Annotated in this window: 13 protein-coding genes and 1 tRNA gene; 6 read left to right on the forward strand and 8 right to left on the reverse strand. The window is 65.3% G+C overall.

Translation table 11 applies throughout. The annotated features are described in order from the left end of the window. Positions 1 to 6 precede the first annotated feature (6 nt). Positions 7 to 1,533: an adenylate/guanylate cyclase domain-containing protein gene (locus CGLY_RS02875; protein ID WP_038546008.1), complete on the reverse strand. Its 1,527-nt coding sequence runs from the start codon at positions 1,531 to 1,533 to the stop codon at positions 7 to 9. A gap of 93 nt (positions 1,534 to 1,626) precedes the next feature. On the opposite strand from CGLY_RS02875, the gene CGLY_RS02880 reads away from it, so the two are divergent. Together CGLY_RS02880 and CGLY_RS02885 are read left to right on the forward strand one after the other, a co-directional pair. Next, on the forward strand, positions 1,627 to 2,880 hold the full coding sequence (locus CGLY_RS02880; RefSeq protein WP_227590358.1) for a DNA polymerase III subunit delta': 1,254 nt from the start codon (positions 1,627 to 1,629) through the stop codon (positions 2,878 to 2,880). A 100-nt stretch (positions 2,881 to 2,980) separates the two neighbouring features. Continuing rightward, positions 2,981 to 3,053: transfer RNA gene (locus CGLY_RS02885), tRNA-Thr, on the forward strand. Positions 3,054 to 3,102: 49 nt separating this feature from the next. On the opposite strand, the gene CGLY_RS02890 is transcribed toward CGLY_RS02885, so the two are convergent. Further along, positions 3,103 to 4,281 (reverse strand): heparan-alpha-glucosaminide N-acetyltransferase domain-containing protein, encoded by a 1,179-nt coding sequence (locus CGLY_RS02890; protein ID WP_052539557.1) that lies wholly within the window; start codon positions 4,279 to 4,281, stop codon positions 3,103 to 3,105. A gap of 228 nt (positions 4,282 to 4,509) precedes the next feature. Between CGLY_RS02890 and CGLY_RS02895 the strand changes: the two genes are divergently transcribed. Then, the gene (locus tag CGLY_RS02895; protein WP_158407366.1) at positions 4,510 to 6,207 is read left to right on the forward strand and encodes a gamma-glutamyltransferase; all 1,698 of its coding nucleotides are present in this window, start codon (positions 4,510 to 4,512) and stop codon (positions 6,205 to 6,207) included. Here the strand turns inward: CGLY_RS02895 and CGLY_RS17525 are convergent. Beyond that, entirely contained in the window at positions 6,204 to 6,374 is a 171-nt protein-coding gene (locus CGLY_RS17525; RefSeq protein WP_158407367.1) for a hypothetical protein, read from the reverse strand. The genes CGLY_RS02895 and CGLY_RS17525 overlap by 4 nt on opposite strands. 39 nt (positions 6,375 to 6,413) lie before the next feature. Next, positions 6,414 to 6,851 (reverse strand): MarR family winged helix-turn-helix transcriptional regulator, encoded by a 438-nt coding sequence (locus tag CGLY_RS02900; RefSeq protein WP_038546017.1) that lies wholly within the window; start codon positions 6,849 to 6,851, stop codon positions 6,414 to 6,416. Between the two features lie 65 nt (positions 6,852 to 6,916). On the opposite strand from CGLY_RS02900, the gene CGLY_RS02905 reads away from it, so the two are divergent. Further along, positions 6,917 to 7,285: a VOC family protein gene (locus CGLY_RS02905; protein ID WP_038546021.1), complete on the forward strand. Its 369-nt coding sequence runs from the start codon at positions 6,917 to 6,919 to the stop codon at positions 7,283 to 7,285. Between the two features lie 57 nt (positions 7,286 to 7,342). Here CGLY_RS02905 and CGLY_RS02910 read toward each other — a convergent pair whose 3' ends face one another. Further along, positions 7,343 to 7,864, reverse strand: a complete 522-nt coding sequence (locus CGLY_RS02910; protein WP_052539558.1) for a hypothetical protein — start codon at positions 7,862 to 7,864, stop codon at positions 7,343 to 7,345. A gap of 243 nt (positions 7,865 to 8,107) precedes the next feature. Here CGLY_RS02910 and CGLY_RS02915 point away from each other — a divergent pair, with 243 nt between their 5' ends. Both CGLY_RS02915 and CGLY_RS02920 read left to right on the forward strand, forming a co-directional pair. After that, the gene (locus CGLY_RS02915) at positions 8,108 to 8,872 is read left to right on the forward strand and encodes a metal-dependent hydrolase (RefSeq protein WP_158407368.1); all 765 of its coding nucleotides are present in this window, start codon (positions 8,108 to 8,110) and stop codon (positions 8,870 to 8,872) included. A gap of 114 nt (positions 8,873 to 8,986) precedes the next feature. Continuing rightward, positions 8,987 to 9,556: a TIGR03086 family metal-binding protein gene (locus CGLY_RS02920; protein WP_038546028.1), complete on the forward strand. Its 570-nt coding sequence runs from the start codon at positions 8,987 to 8,989 to the stop codon at positions 9,554 to 9,556. A gap of 18 nt (positions 9,557 to 9,574) precedes the next feature. Here the strand turns inward: CGLY_RS02920 and CGLY_RS16635 are convergent, their stop codons facing one another. From CGLY_RS16635 to CGLY_RS02935, 3 genes are read right to left on the reverse strand one after another with little or no spacing between them, the layout of a single operon-like run. Then, on the reverse strand, positions 9,575 to 10,489 hold the full coding sequence (locus tag CGLY_RS16635) for a hypothetical protein (RefSeq protein ID WP_052539560.1): 915 nt from the start codon (positions 10,487 to 10,489) through the stop codon (positions 9,575 to 9,577). Then, a complete protein-coding gene (locus tag CGLY_RS02930) occupies positions 10,489 to 11,925 on the reverse strand; it encodes a heparan-alpha-glucosaminide N-acetyltransferase domain-containing protein (RefSeq protein ID WP_081803751.1) in 1,437 nt (478 codons plus the stop codon). The genes CGLY_RS16635 and CGLY_RS02930 overlap by 1 nt, the downstream gene beginning before the upstream one ends. After that, positions 11,922 to 15,926: a Pls/PosA family non-ribosomal peptide synthetase gene (locus CGLY_RS02935; RefSeq protein ID WP_081804010.1), complete on the reverse strand. Its 4,005-nt coding sequence runs from the start codon at positions 15,924 to 15,926 to the stop codon at positions 11,922 to 11,924. Before CGLY_RS02935 ends, CGLY_RS02930 begins: the two co-directional genes overlap by 4 nt. Positions 15,927 to 16,013 lie beyond the last annotated feature (87 nt).

Here is a 16,013-nt window from a genome sequence, read left to right on the forward strand (position 1 = left end):
TTACCCTTATCCCCGCTCCGCCAGCGTCGACCGGATGGGACGGGCCAGCTGGGTCATTTCCTTGCGTCCGCGCAGTTCCACGGACTTCATCAGCGTCCAGCGTGCCTGCTCTGCTTCATTGGCTTTACGCAGCGTCGACGCGTTGGTCAGGACGCGGCCCGGTGTGTCCTTCGCCAGTTCGGTCAACCGGGCGGCAGCGTTCACGGCGTCACCGATGACGGTGTACTCGAAGCGGTCGCTGGCTCCGATGTGTCCGGCAACAACCTCACCGACGGCAGCACCGATGCCGGCGGGGAGCTCGTGGTCGGCGAGCTCCTGATTGAGCTCCCGGGCCGCTGCGAGCGTATGACCGGCCATGTCGTCCAGGGGGATCGGCGCACCGAAGACTGCCAGGGCTGCATCACCCTCGAACTTGTTGATGATGCCCTTGTTCCGGTGCACGACCTCGACGACCTTGTCGAAGAAGCTGTTCAGTGCCTTGACCACGTGCTGCGGGGACGAGGAGACAGCGAAGCCGGTGGAACCGATGACGTCCACGAACAGCACACCGACGAACCGGTTCGCCCCGCCGAGCTCCGGTTTCTCCTCGATGGCGCGACGGGCGACCTCTGTTCCGACGTAGCGTCCGAACAGGGTGCGCACCTGCTCACGTTCGCGTAGCCCCTGCATCATCTCGTTGAAGCCTGCCTGCAGGACACCGATCTCGGTCGCATCGTAGATGCGGACCTGGGCGTGTGAGTCGCCACGCCGGACCCGGTTCATGGCGTACTGCAGTTCGCGAATGGGGTCGACCACGGTCATGGTGATCAGGCGTGTGCCCGAGAACCCGGTGAACAGGGCGGTGAGACTGAGCGCGAGAACACCCGGGAGGATCTCCCGGGCGTCACCGGTGAAGAAGTTCGTGGCCTGGGCAGCCACCATCAGCACCACGCCGATGACGGGGACGGCCGAGGTGAGGATCCACACGCTGGTGATCTGGAGAGACAACGGGGAGATGCGTCCCTGCGGAGCACCCGTGCGGTTGAGGGCCTTCGCCGCGACGGGACGGACGAGTCGTTCGGCGACCATGAAAGTCATCAGGACGACCATCGCCCCGCCGAGGATGGCGGTGACCGCCACCGAGAGCGCCCACCGTCCGGAGACCTGGGAGGCGACGACGGTGAAGATGACCACGCCAATGCCCCACAGCACCGCACCCAGGATGGCCTGGAGAGCCGGGATACGCAGCACCAGGCGTCTGATCATCACAGGGTCCACGGGGTCGGGGTTGCGTTGCCACCTCAGCACGGGCGCGAAAAAGAAGAGGGTCGCGCTGATGCCGGTGACCAGAGCCACGATGAAGTACACGGTGTACAGCGTTGCGGTCATGGTGTTGACCGTCGTCAGTTCCGTCGCACCCCCGAGGGGTACGAGGAAACGGAGGAAAGATGCCACCGCAAGTGACCCGACGACGTTGACCATGAACACGGACAGGGCGTACAGCGGCCAGGTGGTGCCCCACGCCCACGCGATGTACTGCCCCAGTCTCTGCATGCGCTCCAGACTATCGGAGCGCCACGTGCTTGTCCCCGTTGTGTCCTTTGTATCCCGAACGGGGGTTGGACACGGGGACTAGACTGGTTGCCTGTGAGTTCCTCGTCAGCGACCGACGCGCCTGCCGCCCCCGAGTCCGTCTTTTCTGCTGCGGTGCTCAGCCCGCATGTGACTGTCCCGTTAATCGCTGCGGTGGAGGCAGCGCGTGGGGGCGAACAGTCTGCGGCGATGACGCATTCGTGGTTGTTCACGGGCCCTCCAGGATCCGGGCGATCAGTCGCTGCGAAGGCTTTTGCCACGGCGCTGGTGTGTGAGGATCCGGATGTGCCGGGATGCGGCCAGTGTGACGGGTGCCGTTCGGCGGCAGCCGGGTCCCATCCGGACATCACCTGGGTGCACACCGATGGTGTGGTGATCCAGGTGTCGGAGGCGCGTGAGGTGATCAAGACCGCAGCGGCGATGCCGACAGTGGCACCGTGGCGGATCGTGGTGTTTGAGGACGCAGACCGCTTCAATGACAGCAGCGCCAATGCGTTGCTGAAGAGCATTGAGGAACCTCCGGAGCGGACCGTATTCATCCTGTGTGCACCGAGCACGGATCCCGAGGACATCGCGGTGACGCTGCGCTCGCGGTGCCGACATCTGTATGTTCCGACCCCGTCACGGGCGGAGGTGGAGGCGGTGCTGCTGGGTGACTCTGGACTGGGGTTGTCAGCGGAGCAGGCGTCGTGGGCGGCCGACGTTGCCGGCGGACACATCGGCCGGGCACGGCACCTCGCATCGGAGGAAAAGGCGCGGGCCAAGAGGGCGAGCGCCTTGAAGCTTCCTGGGCTCGTGTACGAGCAGGGGGAGTCCTACCGTTTCGTCACTGACCTGGTCTCCTCAGCGACCGAGGAGGCCACGGCTACGGTGGCTGGGCGCGAGGAGAAAGAACTCGCCGACCTGCAGAGTTCCCTGGGCATGGGGGCGAAGGGACGAGGTGTGGCAAAGGCACAGTCGGGGGCTGCGGGGCAGATCAAGGAGTTGGAGAAGGAGCAGAAGAATCGCCGGACTCGGATGTTGCGGGATTCACTGGACCTGGCCCTGATCGACATCGCCGGTCTGTACCGTGATGCGATGATGATCGCGGCTGGGGCAGTCGAGGGGGAGGAGCCCGTCGGTGGTTTCCTGCACCCGGACAAGGAAAAGGTGTCGCGGGAACTGGCCCGACGCAATGCCCCGGAGAACCTGGTGCAGTGTATTGACGCCGTCTCCTCATGTCGGGAGACCCTCACGTTCAACGTGAAGCCGGAGGTGGCGTTGTCAGCGATGGTCGGTCGGCTGCGAGAATGCTGTGGACAGGTGTGACCTGCGATGGAAGTCGGCCTGATGACGCTTTTTGTGGAGGGTTGCGCCGTCCGCTAGGATTACCCGTCGTATGCAGCACCGTCCTCGGTGGTGCACATACGCCGCCTTAGCTCAGTCGGTAGAGCGTTTCACTCGTAATGAAAAGGTCGCGAGTTCGATTCTCGCAGGCGGCTCAGATATGAAAGAAGGCCCCGGCATGATGCCGAGGGTCTTCTTCTCGTTTCAGGGTAACCTGCTGTGAGAGCCACTCTGTGGGACGACGGCGACGGAGACTCGGGTGAGCAGACGCTCCAGTGGCCCCTTGCCGAAGAGAAGCAACCACAGGACACAGCCTCCCGTCACACAGAGCACCATTGGCCAGAACGGGTCGAGGGCGCGGAACCCGTCCATGGCGTCGGTGCCCGTCACGGTCCGGTCTTCCCCGAACATCCAGGCTGCCCAGATCAGGAGATGGGCGGTGTAGGCGGTGAGCGGCATCGAGCCGACGACCCGTATCGGCCACACGATGTGCCGGAACCCTGTGGAGCCGAGGAGGACGCATACGGCGATGACTGCCAGGGTGAAACCGCCTGACCCCACTGTCTCGCCCACGCCGGAGGAGTGTGGTCGATCCTGGAGGTTGGAGAGCAGCCATACCGGGAGGTCCGTCTCCCCGGCCCCGGCACGCTGCTCCATGAAATAGTTCCCGATGGGGCCGATCACCGCGTATCCGGCCACTGCGAGCGCTGTGCCTGCAGCCAGTAGTTGCCACGCCTGACGATTGTCGGCGGTGGTGCTGCCCAGTATTTTTCCGGTTCCGAGGCCGGCGGCAAGGAAAGCCGTCCAGAGTGGGAAAGGGAAATGCCATCCGAGCAGAATCGACAGTCTGTCCGGTTCCTCGGGGCCACTGCCGGCCCACACCTGGTTGATCGCTCCCACGACGAACGGCATGACGACAGCCAGCACCGCCGCGATGAGGAAGAGGGTCCGAGGGTGGAGAGTGAGCAACATGGCGCCGAGGACGAACAACGCCCCGTAGGCGGGCAGGATGACGTTGACCGGGACCCAGGTGAGGGTGATGAGGATACCGAGCCCCCAGAGCAGGGCTGCGCGAACCCGAAGGCGGCGGCGTCGCAGTGAGAGGCGTGGATCGTCAGTATGACCGGACGTCCCGGTCGTCATGCCGAGTGAGAGTCCGGCGAGTGTGGCGAAGAGTACGGACGAGCGGCCGTCGACGATTCCGCTCCAGGTGCCTGGTTCGCTCCAACGCAGGTCTGCAGTGACCAGCAGATGGGCAGCGAACATTCCGAACACGGCCAGACCGCGGGCGAGGTCGACACCAGGCATGCGCGCCGGAGGCTCGAGGCTCACGAGATGCCGTTCCGCCGAACCGGCGAAGCCCTGGTTGTCATGTTTCCGCATAAGAAGGAGGAGGACACGTCCTTTCCGTGTGTTGCTCAGACGGACATTCCGTCGAGGGTAACCCCTGGCACCCGGCGGCAGCCAGAAGGGGTCAGGAGTGCTGTGCTGTGCTCTCAAACGTTTTCATGGCACGGTGGAGGACAAGCATCCCTTCCACACAGGGGTGGCAGAACGTCCCCCGATATTTTCCGTAACAGGTGGTGTCCCATGGACCGCATAGTTCAGCCCGTGCAGAACTCACCCCGATGGAGACGGCGCATCCCGCGCACTGTGCTGGCCGTGGCTGTGGTCGGTTCCCTGGCTCTCAGCTCATGTTCCGGAGGTACCGGAGAACAGACGGATTCCAGTGGAGGTACGACGTCGCCCAGGGACAAAAGCTCGACAGCAGCGGAGACCCCCGAAGACCAGTCGGTGACACTTGAGCAGCAGGGCGTCAGTGCCGGCCATCCGCTGGCTGCAGAAGCGGGTACGCAGATGCTCAACCAGGGTGGCAACGCCATCGACGCCGCAATCGCCGCAGCGTTCGCGGTGTCCGTGGTGGAACCGTACGCCTCGGGTATCGGTGGTGGAGGGTCGGTGTTGATTGCGTCACCTGACGATGCCCCCCAAGGTGTCGACTACCGGGAAGTGGTGGCACAGGACGGACAGATTCCGGCGTCGAACATCGGCATTCCCGGGTTCGTCGCCGGTATGGCGGACCTGCACGAACAACGTGGGAGCCTCGAATGGAACGAGCTGCTGCGTCCGGCGGTGGATATGGCGCAGCAGGGCGTCCCCGTCACGGAGACCCTCGTGCAGCGGATCGGTGCAGGGGGAGCCGCGGCGGTCGACGGCCTGGAGCAGTTCGCTCCCGGAGGTTCTCCACTGCAGGTGGGCGATGAACTCGTTCAGGTGGACCTCGCCGAGTCGCTGCGCACGCTGCAGGAGGATGGTCCGGACAGTTTCTACACCGGGGCGTTGGCCGATGCGCTTAGCGCTGTCGAAGGAATCGACCAGGCATCACTGGACGCTTATTCGGTGCAGCACAATGAGCCGCCCCAGGCACAAGTCGGGGATTACCAGGTTGCGTCGTCTGCCCCGGCCCTGCCCGGTGTCGCGTTGATACAGATGCTCCGGGAACTCGAAGAAGGCGGCATCAGCGAGGTGGATCCGGATTCGGTTGAGCACATCCGTCGGGTGTCGGGGGCATGGCAGCGCGCGGAACAAACCGCGCAGACTGAGCTGGGCGACACGGATTTCACTGACGTGGATGTTGAAGGCATCCTGGAGCGTACCGATGGTGCAGGGCAGGACGGTCCGGACGGTCAGGTGGGGGGTGCTCCGGTCGAGGACAGTGAGAATATGCGCTCGCCGGGGAACACGACCCACCTCACCGTCGTCGACGGTGAGGGGACCGTGGTGTCGATGACCAATACCCTCACGGAGTTCTGGGGCTCCGGGGTGGAGGTCGGCGGCTTCTTCCTCAATGATCAGCTCAGCAGGTTCAGTAGCGTGGACTCGCCGCAGAATCAGCCCGAGCCGGGGCGACGTTCGGTGACGTGGTCGAACCCGACGATGGTGCTCGACGATGCCGGTCGGCCGGTAATGGGGCTGGGCACTCCGGGCGGAGCGAATATTCTCAGTATCCTCGGAAATACACTCTCACGGTGGGCATTGCAGGGGCAGTCCTTGGAGGAGGCTGTAGCTGCGCCACGGTTCCGTTACGATGCGGCGTCGGGGTCACTGTTGGTCGAGGCTGCATTGATGGACAGCGCGGTAGCGTCCCAGCTCCCCGAGCTCGGATGGCCGACTGAGACCGCCGCCGAGGGGTTGTTCGGCTCAGTCCAGGCATTGGAGATCGACTACGACGAAGGGACGGTCGCCGGGCCGACGGACACCCGCCTGGAAGCGGGGACCGTTGTCACGGACGTGGGCCCGTCGGACTAGTCCGACCAGTCTTCGGCTCCGCACGTGGCATCACCGGCGGCGAAGGTGCCCTCCGGCATTTCCGGGCACTCTGGCGCGCCGCCGGGGAGCCCCTGGGTGACGTATCCGATAATGAGCTGTGCGATCTCAATGAGCTGCTGCAGCAGGTTTCCCAGGAATTCGACCATCGTGTTTTCTCCTCGTATCAGGTTGTTCATCGCATTGAATCATGAGTGCAGTGCGTCGATGCAGCTCGCCAGGGCAGCATGGAGCTCGGCACGCTGTTCTGCGGAGAGTCTGGACACCATGTGTGTCTCGATGACCTGAACGTCCCCCCATGCGGCGTCAAGAAGGCGGTCGCCGTCGGCGGTCAGCCGGGTGGGGAGCGATCGACCTGAGGGGGCGGTTGTGGGACGCTCAACCAGCCCGCGGTCTTGAAGGCCGCGCAGTAGCGTGCTCATGGTCTGTCTGGTGACAAAGGCATGTCGGGCCAGTTCGGAATTGGAGGCGCCGGGGTTGCGGCGCAGCAGTTCCAGGCACACATACTGCGGTGTCGTCAGGCCGAGGGGACGGAGAGTCTCGTCCATCCGCGCACGGAGTATGGACTGGGCTTCTTTAAGCTGATATCCGATGAGTGTACCGAGAGCGACGGGTTCTTGCGTCATGTCAGCATTCTGTCATAGAGTGATCGATGTCAGGATACTGACATAATCGACGTGAAAGGAAGCCCATGGCTGTCACAGGCCCTGATTTCATTGCACTCCAGGTTCGTGACCTGGAGAAGTCCGCGTCCTTCTATGAGGAGCAACTCGGTCTCCGGCGAGCACCGGCGGCACCGCCCGGGGCGGTCGTATTCGCCACCACCCCGATCCCGTTCGCCGTCCGTGAGCCTCTTCCTGGCGTCGACCTGGACGAGGTAACCACACCTGGTCTCGGGGTGGCGCTCTGGTTGGCGGCAGAACAGCCCCAGGATCTCCACGACTCGCTCGCAGCCTCGGGGACCCGGATCCTCAAGGCGCCGGAGCAGGGGCCGTTCGGGCTGAGCTTCAGCTTCGTCGACCCGGACGGCTATGTGGTGACTGTGCACGGTACAGCGTGACCGGGCAACCAGTGTCCGCCCGGTTCTGCGCAGCCACTCGTCCTGTTATGTGATCGGTCAGGGGCGGACTCCGAACCCTCCGGTACCAGCCTCGTCGGGCTCAGTGGCGATGCCGTCGTCTCCGGTCTCCTTATCGTCGCCCGACTTTTCTGGCTCTTCCGTTTGTGAAGGGGCGGGCGTCCCGGTGTCGGTCTCCTTCTCCTTGTCACTGTCACCGTTTCTGTTGTTGTCAGCGCTGCCGCCGCCAGAAGTGTTGCTTCCGCCGCCGTTGCCACCCCCTCCGCCGTTGTTGGAGCCTCCGCCAGAGTTGTTGCCGGCGCCGGAACCTGCTCCGCCGGAGTTCCCGGCTCCTTGTCCTTCGTCGGACGGCTCATCGCCGTTGGCGGACGATTCATCATCGTCCTTATCCGGGTCGGAGGTCGCCGACGTGCTCGACGTACTGCTGGAGGTAGAGGACGTTGTGCTCGTTGCCGAGGTGGTCTCAGACGAGCTGTCGGAATCGTCTGATCCACACGCCGTGAGTGAGACGGACAGGGCAGCTGCGGCGATGAGGGCGCCGAGCTTGGTACGGTTGCGCATTCTGTTCTCCTGAAAAGTCATGCTGCCCCTCATGTGAGGAAGGACAGGCTGTGAGCAAACTAACGTATGGGAGTTTGTTTAGCAAACGATCTTTTTGTATTGACGATTCATGCTAAGAGGCGTGTCGTCGTCCTCCGTCCTTTTCATGTCCGGGTCGACCTGTAGAACTGTCACAGGAACGAAAGACTGGGTCATCAGGGCCACAGGCGCAGCGGTGGGAAGGAATGTGAGGCAGGAATGGTCATGGGGCCGACTCACGCCATGTCGGGAGCTGCAGCGGGCGCTGCGGTCGCTGTGCTCACTGCGCAGTTCACGGGTGCCCCGGTGGACGTCACCTCCACCCTTGTGCTGAGCGGGGTAACGGCTGGGGCTGCTGTCCTGCCGGATCTCGACCACCCGTCAGGTACGGCGGCACGGACACTGGGGCCGGTGAGCCGGTTCGTGGCCGTGTTCATCAACCGAACCTCCTCGTTGGTGGCAGAGGCGACGGGTGCGAAGGGCAGGCGTGTCGGCGGTCACCGGACGGTGACCCACACACTGCTCTTCGCCCTCGTCCTGGCCATCGCCACCTGGTGGGCCGTGGATCTCGGCGACCGGCGGGTGACGATCGGGATCTTCGCGGTGCTGGTGCTTCTGGCACTGCATTCGTTGGTACGACCTGTGGTGCAGCGGTGGGGGTCGCTCGGGGCCGTGGTGATCGCGTTCGGTCTCACCCTCGTGGTGCTGCAGGACATGCCTGGCATGGTGACACCGTCGGTGATGGCCACGGCGGTCGGCGTGGGTTGCGTGGTGCATTGTGCAGGGGACGCGGTGACGCGCTCCGGGGTACCGCTGTTCGCACCGTTCGTCCCCGTCGGTGGCGATCGGTGGGGCGCGGTGCATCTGCTTCCCTCGCCGCTGAGAATTCGCGCGGCAGGATTCGGTGACACGGTGGTGATGTCTGTGTGTACCGCGATCCTGGTCGGACTGTGCGTGACCGGGTGGAATCATGGCTTGATCGTGCTTTAACTGTGGTTCGAGTGCGCCCTTGACGGGACTCGGTCGAGGCCTGGGGTCTCACAGGTACTCTCGGTGGCAGTCGCCGGGTGCAGCCGAGGCCCGGCCGTGAGCAGGAGGTTGATCATGTCCGTACCGAAGGACACCGCCGAACGATTCCGTGTGATTGCCACCGGCTTCACCGAACAGACCAGGGACAACGACTGGGACGCACCGACGCCGTGCGAGGAATGGGTTGCCCGTGACATCGTCGGTCATCTGATCAGTTGGTTCGCACCTGCTCTTGAGGATGTGGGGATCGCCGTGGAGCTCACCGGTGACAAACACACCGACCCGGCCGGCGCCTGGTCCGAGTTCGCTGACATCGTCTCTCAGGCACTCGAGGACGACAACAAGGCGGAGGCCTTGGTCACCCGGGGGCCGATCCCGGGGCAGTCGCTGGAGACCAACGCCCGGGGTTTCTTCATCCCCGACGTGTTCATGCATACCTGGGACCTGGCGCGGTCTCAGGGGCGTGAGGTGGAACTGGATGCCGACTTCGCCGAGACGAACCTCGGCGGGCTGCGGTCTCTGGGAGAGCAGCTCCAGGCCCGTGGCGGTTTCGGTCCGCCGCAGGAGGTCTCCGCCGACGCGTCCTCGACAATCCGCCTGATGGCTTATGTGGGGAGGGACCCCAACTTCGGACTGGAGTCCTGACCCGTTCTCCGGGCGGGCTCACGCTCCCCAACGAATCGACGCCGGCAGGGCTGGCCCGTGGCTGTCGTAGTCGAAGCGGACGCCTGTCGGTGGAGCTGTGGACGTGCCATCCGGGGCGTCTCCGGTTTCTGCCATCACTGCGCCGATGGAGCCTCGTGCGTAGGCATGGTCCCGCACCAGTGCCCCCTCGGACACCGGGACCCGGTTCGTCACGGGAATGCCGCAGCCGTCGTCCTCTCCGCCGAGGACATGGATGGCGTCAGATCCGTCCGGGGCAACGGGAGTCATTCGCGGAGCGGGGACGGGCGCCCGTGTGGTGTCCGGTATTCCACGCAGCGCCGGTGTGTCCGGCGATACGGGAGTGTCGACTCCGAGGTACGTGACGTCATAGGCGTAACACACGTAGTGGTCGACCCCGTCGCCGTCTGTGGGCGTGGTCAAGGGAACCTGGGCAGGACTACGCACCACCTTGTCGTAGACCGTCACGTTCCAGATGAGCAGGCGTCCGTCGTCGGTGCTGGTGGCCACGGTGGCGGTTTCTCCGAAGGCGAGTGTGATTCCCGCACCGGTCATCTGCACTTCGCGTCCGTCAGGACGGAGCGTGGCAGGTATCTCCTGCACAGGAGGTGTGTCGGGCTCGGGGGCTTCGCCTGAGAGCCGACCGGGCTCGCCGGGCTCACTGGATTCTCCGAGTGCATCTTGCCGGTCCTTCTCACGTCGGTCAGGACGCAGCGCCCGAGGCGGGCGACGATCTTCCGGGGTTTCGGCGTATCCGGGGTCGTCGGCGATGACGGTGTCGCTGGGAGGATGGGGACGGAAGTGTTCGGCAAGGCCGTCGGCGCATGCCGCGAGCGTCATGGTTACCGCGGCCACGCTGAGAGTTGCGAGGATGCGCCGCAGGCGGGCCAGCCTGTGGGAGATGGAGATGCGCACTATGAGACCTCATTTTCCGGACGGACCGTGGTGTGCGAATGGCGCTCCTGTGCCGTCCGCGCGCTGTCGTCGCTGTCGCTTCGGTCGCCCCCGGTGTTTTTGACGGGGACGAGGAGCTGGCCGCATCCGCGACTGAGACGTGTGAGGACTTCCTCGAGCGGTCCGCGTCCCCTGGCCAGGCTCCAGGCGGTGGCGAACAGAAGGATCACCACGACCTGCACCAGGAAATACATCGAGGAATGTTCCTCGACGTTGTCGCCGAGAGCGGTGAGGAAGAGCAGGTGTGTGGTGTACAGGGTCAGCGTCATCGAGCCGGTGGCGATCAACGGGGTGCACAGGTCGTTGAGTGTGCGGGTGATCAGCAGGAACGCCCCGATGGTGAGCAGTGCGAGTCCGCTGGAGGCAGCGACGGCGAAGAAGGTGTTGGAGTGGGGGCCGGACGTGGTGAGCCACCACCAGGTGTCGGTGGGTAGGTGGCCTTCCGGGCCGTAGTCGAGGACCGCCTGGATGTCGTCTGCATCCATTCCGCCGGTGAGTTCGTAGAGTCGGGCGAATCCTCCCGCGTAGTCGATGAGGTAGGCGGAGATCCCGTATCCGAGCGCGGCGGTGATGCCGCCGTAGACGAGGAGACGGATCTGTGTGACGAGCCAGCGGAGGTTCATCCGGCCTACCGCCATGCCGAGGCAGATGTAGCTCATCCAGGTGACCACAGGGTAGGCACCGCCGACCAGGAGTGTGAAGACGGTGTCGGTGGGCATGGTGATGAACGTGCTGAACCCGGGATTGTCGAGCGCTGTGTAGCCGTTCCAACGGCTGGTGAGGAAGATCAGGACGGGGCCGACAGTGGCGCAGAGGGTGGCGCACACCAGCAGGCCACGGATGCGGAGCCTGGTCAGCGGTACGGCCAGGAGGAACAGGAGACCGTAGAACGGCAGGATGTTGTAGATGGCGGGATCGAGTTCGCTCAGGGCGAGTCCGAGGCTGAGGATGGCTACGGCCCGCATGGTCAGGGAGACCCGGCTGCGTCGCAGCGCACGGCCGTGGTGGGGGGTTGTGCCTCCCGTGAGGATGGCGACGGTGATTCCGGCGAGTACTCCGAAGAGTACGGCGGCGTGTCCGGCGAACAGACTCCAGACGAGTGTCGGGCCGTCGGTGACCTCGTTGTATGCAGGCAGCGTGTGCAGGGCAACCATGCCGAGCAACGCCATGCCGCGGGCAGCGTCGAGTCCGGTGACGCGACGGGGGTCGCCGGACGGCCCGAACGCGGCGTTCTTCGTCCACCGTGACGGCTCTGGCTCGGGTTCGGGCTCGGGAGGGGGACGCAGGCTGGCGGGGTCGACATCGGCTTCGCCGTCCCAGATGGTGCGTACGTGGGACGGGCCCGGTGTAGGCCGGGGTGTGGACGACAGGTGGGAGGCGGGGAGATGGTGGCTCATCGTGATTCTTCCAGGGACGCTGACGTGGAGTCTGATGGTCGTCTGCCAGTTGGGTGGGTGTCTGACACGGTTCCGGTGACGTGGACGACCGGGTTGCCCTCCCACACGGAATCGGACGGCACCGCGTCCTGCCGCAGGACCAGGGATCCGGGCCTTACGGTGGTCCGTTGTCCCAGGCTTGATCCGGGCAGCATGAAGCTGTTCGGCCCGAGCGTCGCACCGTCGGCGAGGACGACGGGTTCCAGGGACATCACCCGGTCGTGGAAGAGGTGGGTCTGGAGTACGGTGCCGCGGTTCACCGTGGAGCGGTCCCCGAGACGGATCAGGTCGAATTCGGGCAGCCACCACGTCTCACACCACACATCCCGTCCGATACGCGTGCCCATCAGGCGTACCCACCAGTTGTAGAGCGGCGAGCCGAGGGACATACGGATCAGCGAGGGCACGGCGAGGAGTTCAGCGAAGTTGTCGACGAGTTCACCGCGCCAGACGAAGGTCGAGAAGAGGGTGTGCTGTCCAGGACGGAACCTGCCCACGAGCATCCATTTGGCCAGCACGGGTACCAGGCTGGCCACCGCGCCGGTGGCCAGGACAATGGGGAAGGACCAGAGGCAGACGGCGAGGATGCCCTCCCGTCCGAAACCGGCGTTCATGTAGACCAGCGTCCCGGCCCAGACGATGAACAGGTCGAGGTAGGCGGCGATGATCGGCGGGATGAACCGTCCGGCTTCGACGACGGCGCGTGCCCCCTTCAACCCCGGGGAAGGGGTGAAGGTGCGCGACGCGTCGGCGTCGATGTGGACGCGGGGGATTTCCCGCGCACTGCGTCCCAGCCAGGACGACCCGCGCCCCGGATGGTACGGCGTGGATGACAGGACGGCGACGAGGGACTGTTCGGGGAGATCGTTGTCGGGGCCGACGATGCCGGAGTTGCCGACGAAAGAACCGTTGCCGAGCACCGTCGTCCCCACGTGGACCCATCCTGAACGGTGTCGGGGCAGGGTGCACAGGGAGTGATCGGCGAGGAAGCAGCGGTCACCGACCGACGTCAGATGGGGAATCGTCTCAACGGTCGAGATCTCGGTATTGTCACCCACCCTGGCGCCCAGCAGCCGTAGGAAGGCGGGGGTCAGCCATCCGGCGTAGATGAAGTACGTGGAGGTCAGGGTTTTCTGCAGCAGCACGTGGGTGAGCCACAGTGCCCAGCCGGTCGTCGAGGCGGTGGGGTAGTACCCCGGCCGGATCAGGGTGGAGCACAAACGGACGGTGAGGATGACCAACGCCAGCCAGCTGGCGATGGTCAGCAGCGTGAACACGGGTGTCCACGCCGCGAGGACGGGGAAGACGTCCTCGTATATCTGGAGGTCCACGACGTGGGGGAGGACGAGGAAGAGGCCGGGAAGGAGGGCGATCACCGGCAGCGCGGAGATCCACGCGATACCGGCGATGTAGAGCAGACGACGCGGGACAGCTCCTGTGATACTGACTGTTCCGTCGGCGGTTGCCTCGCGTGGGGTGGCTTCCGGCCAGGAGAGGCCGGCGTCGCCGCGTTCACTGAGCGGGGTGCCGCCCAGGAGTGTCCCGCCGGCGACCTCCCCGGCCACACAGGACCCCGGGAGGATCTCGGCACCGTCCGCGATACGGGCACCAGGGGACACGAAGGTACGCAGGCCGATGCGGACGTCCTCACCGATGACGATGGTTCCGACGTGCAGTGTGTCGCCGTCGATCCAGTGTCCGTTGAGGTCGACCTCGTTTTCGATGGAGACGCCACCACCGATCACGGCGAGCCCGGTGACCGGGGGTAGGGCGTGCAGATCTGTGCCGCGTCCGACCCGGCAACCGATCATGCGGTAGAGGGTGGCTGTCATCGGGGTGCCGAGCAGAGGTTCGAGCTTGAGGTAGGTGATGAAACGTTCGGCAGCCCAGATACGCAGATGCGTCCATCCGCCGCGGAGGTAGGTCCCGGGCCGGATACCGGCGGTCAGGAGCCGCGCGGCGAGAGTGCCCTGGACAACCCTCCCCGGGGTGGAGAACAGGACGACCCATCCGACCGCGAGGGGAAGCAGCGGAGGGTCGGGGACCCACCCGGCGCCGAAGAAGAATCCCAGCGCCCAGACGACCAGGAGCGAGCCGATGACATACCGGGCGGCGTTGACCACATAGATCGCGCAGACCACCAGGAACTGGATCACCCCGGACCACCACGGTATTGGTGCGGGGGTCAGGCGTTCCGCCGACCTCTGGTCAAGGGTGCCCAGGTAGGACGCCATTGCGTGCAGGGTCGGGTTGTCGTAGAGAGCGCCGATATCGGTGGCGGGGTAGCTGGCCCGCAGGTCGGCCGCGAGCTTCGCCACGGCCACGGAAGATCCGCCGAGATCGAAGAAGTCTGACTCGGGGTGCAACGGTACAGGCCCGAGCTGGTCGGCCCAGCGGTCGGCCAACCAGGTCAGTTCCGCCGGGAGCTCACCGGTGTGCGCCGAGTCGGGGAGTGGCCAGGGCAGGGCATTACGGTCGACCTTGCCGGACGTCTTCACGGGGAGGTCGTCGACAATGCAGAGCGTGGGAACGATCCCGCCCGGCAGGACCGAGCGTAGGTGTGTGCGGGCCTCGGCGAGGTCGAGAGCCTGGTCGGCTACGAGGTAACCGACGATGACCTCGGAGCCGGTGGGGGTGACCTGCTTGGCCGCAGCTCCGGCATGTACCCCGGGGACTGTCGACAGCGCGCGGTCGATCTCGCCGAGTTCCATGCGTCGTCCGGCGAATTTGATCTGGTCGTCGGCACGTCCGACGAAGACGAGGCCCTCACGGTCGGCGACCACAAGATCGCCGGTGCGGTACGCCCGGTACCACTCCAGTGACGGCAGCGGGGCGTAGACCTCGGCGTCTTTGTCGGGGTCGAGGTAACGGCCGAGGCCGACCCCGGAGATGATGAGTTCCCCGGTCTCGCCCCAGCGCACCGGCCGGCCGGTAGTCGGATCCACGACGGCGAGCTTCCACCCGGGGGTCGGGCGGCCGATCCGCACCGTGTCGGTGGTTCCCGACTCCTCCATCAACTGACCGGTCGCGATCACCGTGGTCTCGGTCGGGCCGTAGGTGTTCCACACTTCCCGCCCGGGACGGGCCAGCCGGTCAGCGAGGGATCGGGGCAGGGCCTCGCCGCCGAAGATCAACAGGCGGACCGAGGAGAGGATGTCCTCGGACCAGAATGCTGCGAGCGTGGGGACCGTGGAGATCGCGGTGATCCTGTTGTCGGCGATCCATGCCCCAAGTTCATCGCCTGCGCGTACCACGGCGCGCGGCGCGGCGATGAGCGCGGCACCGTAGCGCCAGGCCAGCCACATCTCCTCGCAGGACGCGTCGAATCCGACGGAGAGTCCCGCCATGACACGGTCGCCGGGGCCGAGAGCTTCGATGCCAGGGCCGGCCAGGTACATCCGGGCCTCAGCGTCGACCAGGGCGGCTGCGGACCGGTGAGACACGGCGACACCCTTGGGTTTTCCGGTGGAACCGGAGGTGAAGATGATCCAGGCGTCGTCTGTCAGAGAGGGCAGCTCGGGAGCGACGTCGGCGGCGTGCCGGCTCCGGTGGACGGACCGGCGGGTGAGCTGCAGGTCCGCACCGTAGACTGCGGCAACGTCCGCCTCTTCCCAGACGGTGTCGGCGCGGGTGTCGGGGTCATCCCAGTCGACAGGGACGTAGGCGGCCCCTGCGTGGAGGGTGGCGAGAATTGCGATGTACAGGTCGGTGGTGCCGGAGGGGACACGGACACCGACCCGGTCACCGTGGCCTATTCCGGCGTCAGCCAGGCGGGCGACCTGCGTGGTGATACGGGTTGACATCTCCTGGTAGGTCAGAGCGCCGTCCGAGCCGACGAGCGCGGTGGCGTCGGGGTGCAGGGAGACCGTTGCGTCGAGAATATCGGTCAATGTACGTGGTTCGGGAACCTTGTCGACGCCGAACACCGCGAGGGCGGGGTGGTCGCCACCATGGTTCGTCATGGAAGTCATCACGGCGTGGGTTCTCTTTCTGGATTTATGTGTTCGTTCTCAGAGATCTTCATGCGAACAGTTATGCAAACACGTCGG

Origin of the sequence: Corynebacterium glyciniphilum AJ 3170, assembly GCF_000626675.1 — a bacterium.
Taxonomy (GTDB): Bacteria; Actinomycetota; Actinomycetes; order Mycobacteriales; family Mycobacteriaceae; genus Corynebacterium; species Corynebacterium glyciniphilum.

Excerpts from the sequence above, each read along its gene's own strand:
- CGLY_RS02905 (WP_038546021.1), top strand. The coding sequence starts at position 6,917 with ATGGCTGTCACAGGCCCTGATTTCATTGCACTCCAGGTTCGTGACCTG.
- CGLY_RS02890 (WP_052539557.1), bottom strand. The coding sequence starts at position 4,281 with ATGCGGAAACATGACAACCAGGGCTTCGCCGGTTCGGCGGAACGGCAT.
- CGLY_RS02920 (WP_038546028.1), top strand. The coding sequence starts at position 8,987 with ATGTCCGTACCGAAGGACACCGCCGAACGATTCCGTGTGATTGCCACC.
- CGLY_RS02935 (WP_081804010.1), bottom strand. The coding sequence starts at position 15,926 with ATGACGAACCATGGTGGCGACCACCCCGCCCTCGCGGTGTTCGGCGTC.
- CGLY_RS17525 (WP_158407367.1), bottom strand. The coding sequence starts at position 6,374 with ATGGTCGAATTCCTGGGAAACCTGCTGCAGCAGCTCATTGAGATCGCA.
- CGLY_RS02930 (WP_081803751.1), bottom strand. The coding sequence starts at position 11,925 with ATGAGCCACCATCTCCCCGCCTCCCACCTGTCGTCCACACCCCGGCCT.
- CGLY_RS02915 (WP_158407368.1), top strand. The coding sequence starts at position 8,108 with ATGGGGCCGACTCACGCCATGTCGGGAGCTGCAGCGGGCGCTGCGGTC.
- CGLY_RS02875 (WP_038546008.1), bottom strand. The coding sequence starts at position 1,533 with ATGCAGAGACTGGGGCAGTACATCGCGTGGGCGTGGGGCACCACCTGG.
- CGLY_RS02900 (WP_038546017.1), bottom strand. The coding sequence starts at position 6,851 with ATGACGCAAGAACCCGTCGCTCTCGGTACACTCATCGGATATCAGCTT.
- CGLY_RS02910 (WP_052539558.1), bottom strand. The coding sequence starts at position 7,864 with ATGCGCAACCGTACCAAGCTCGGCGCCCTCATCGCCGCAGCTGCCCTG.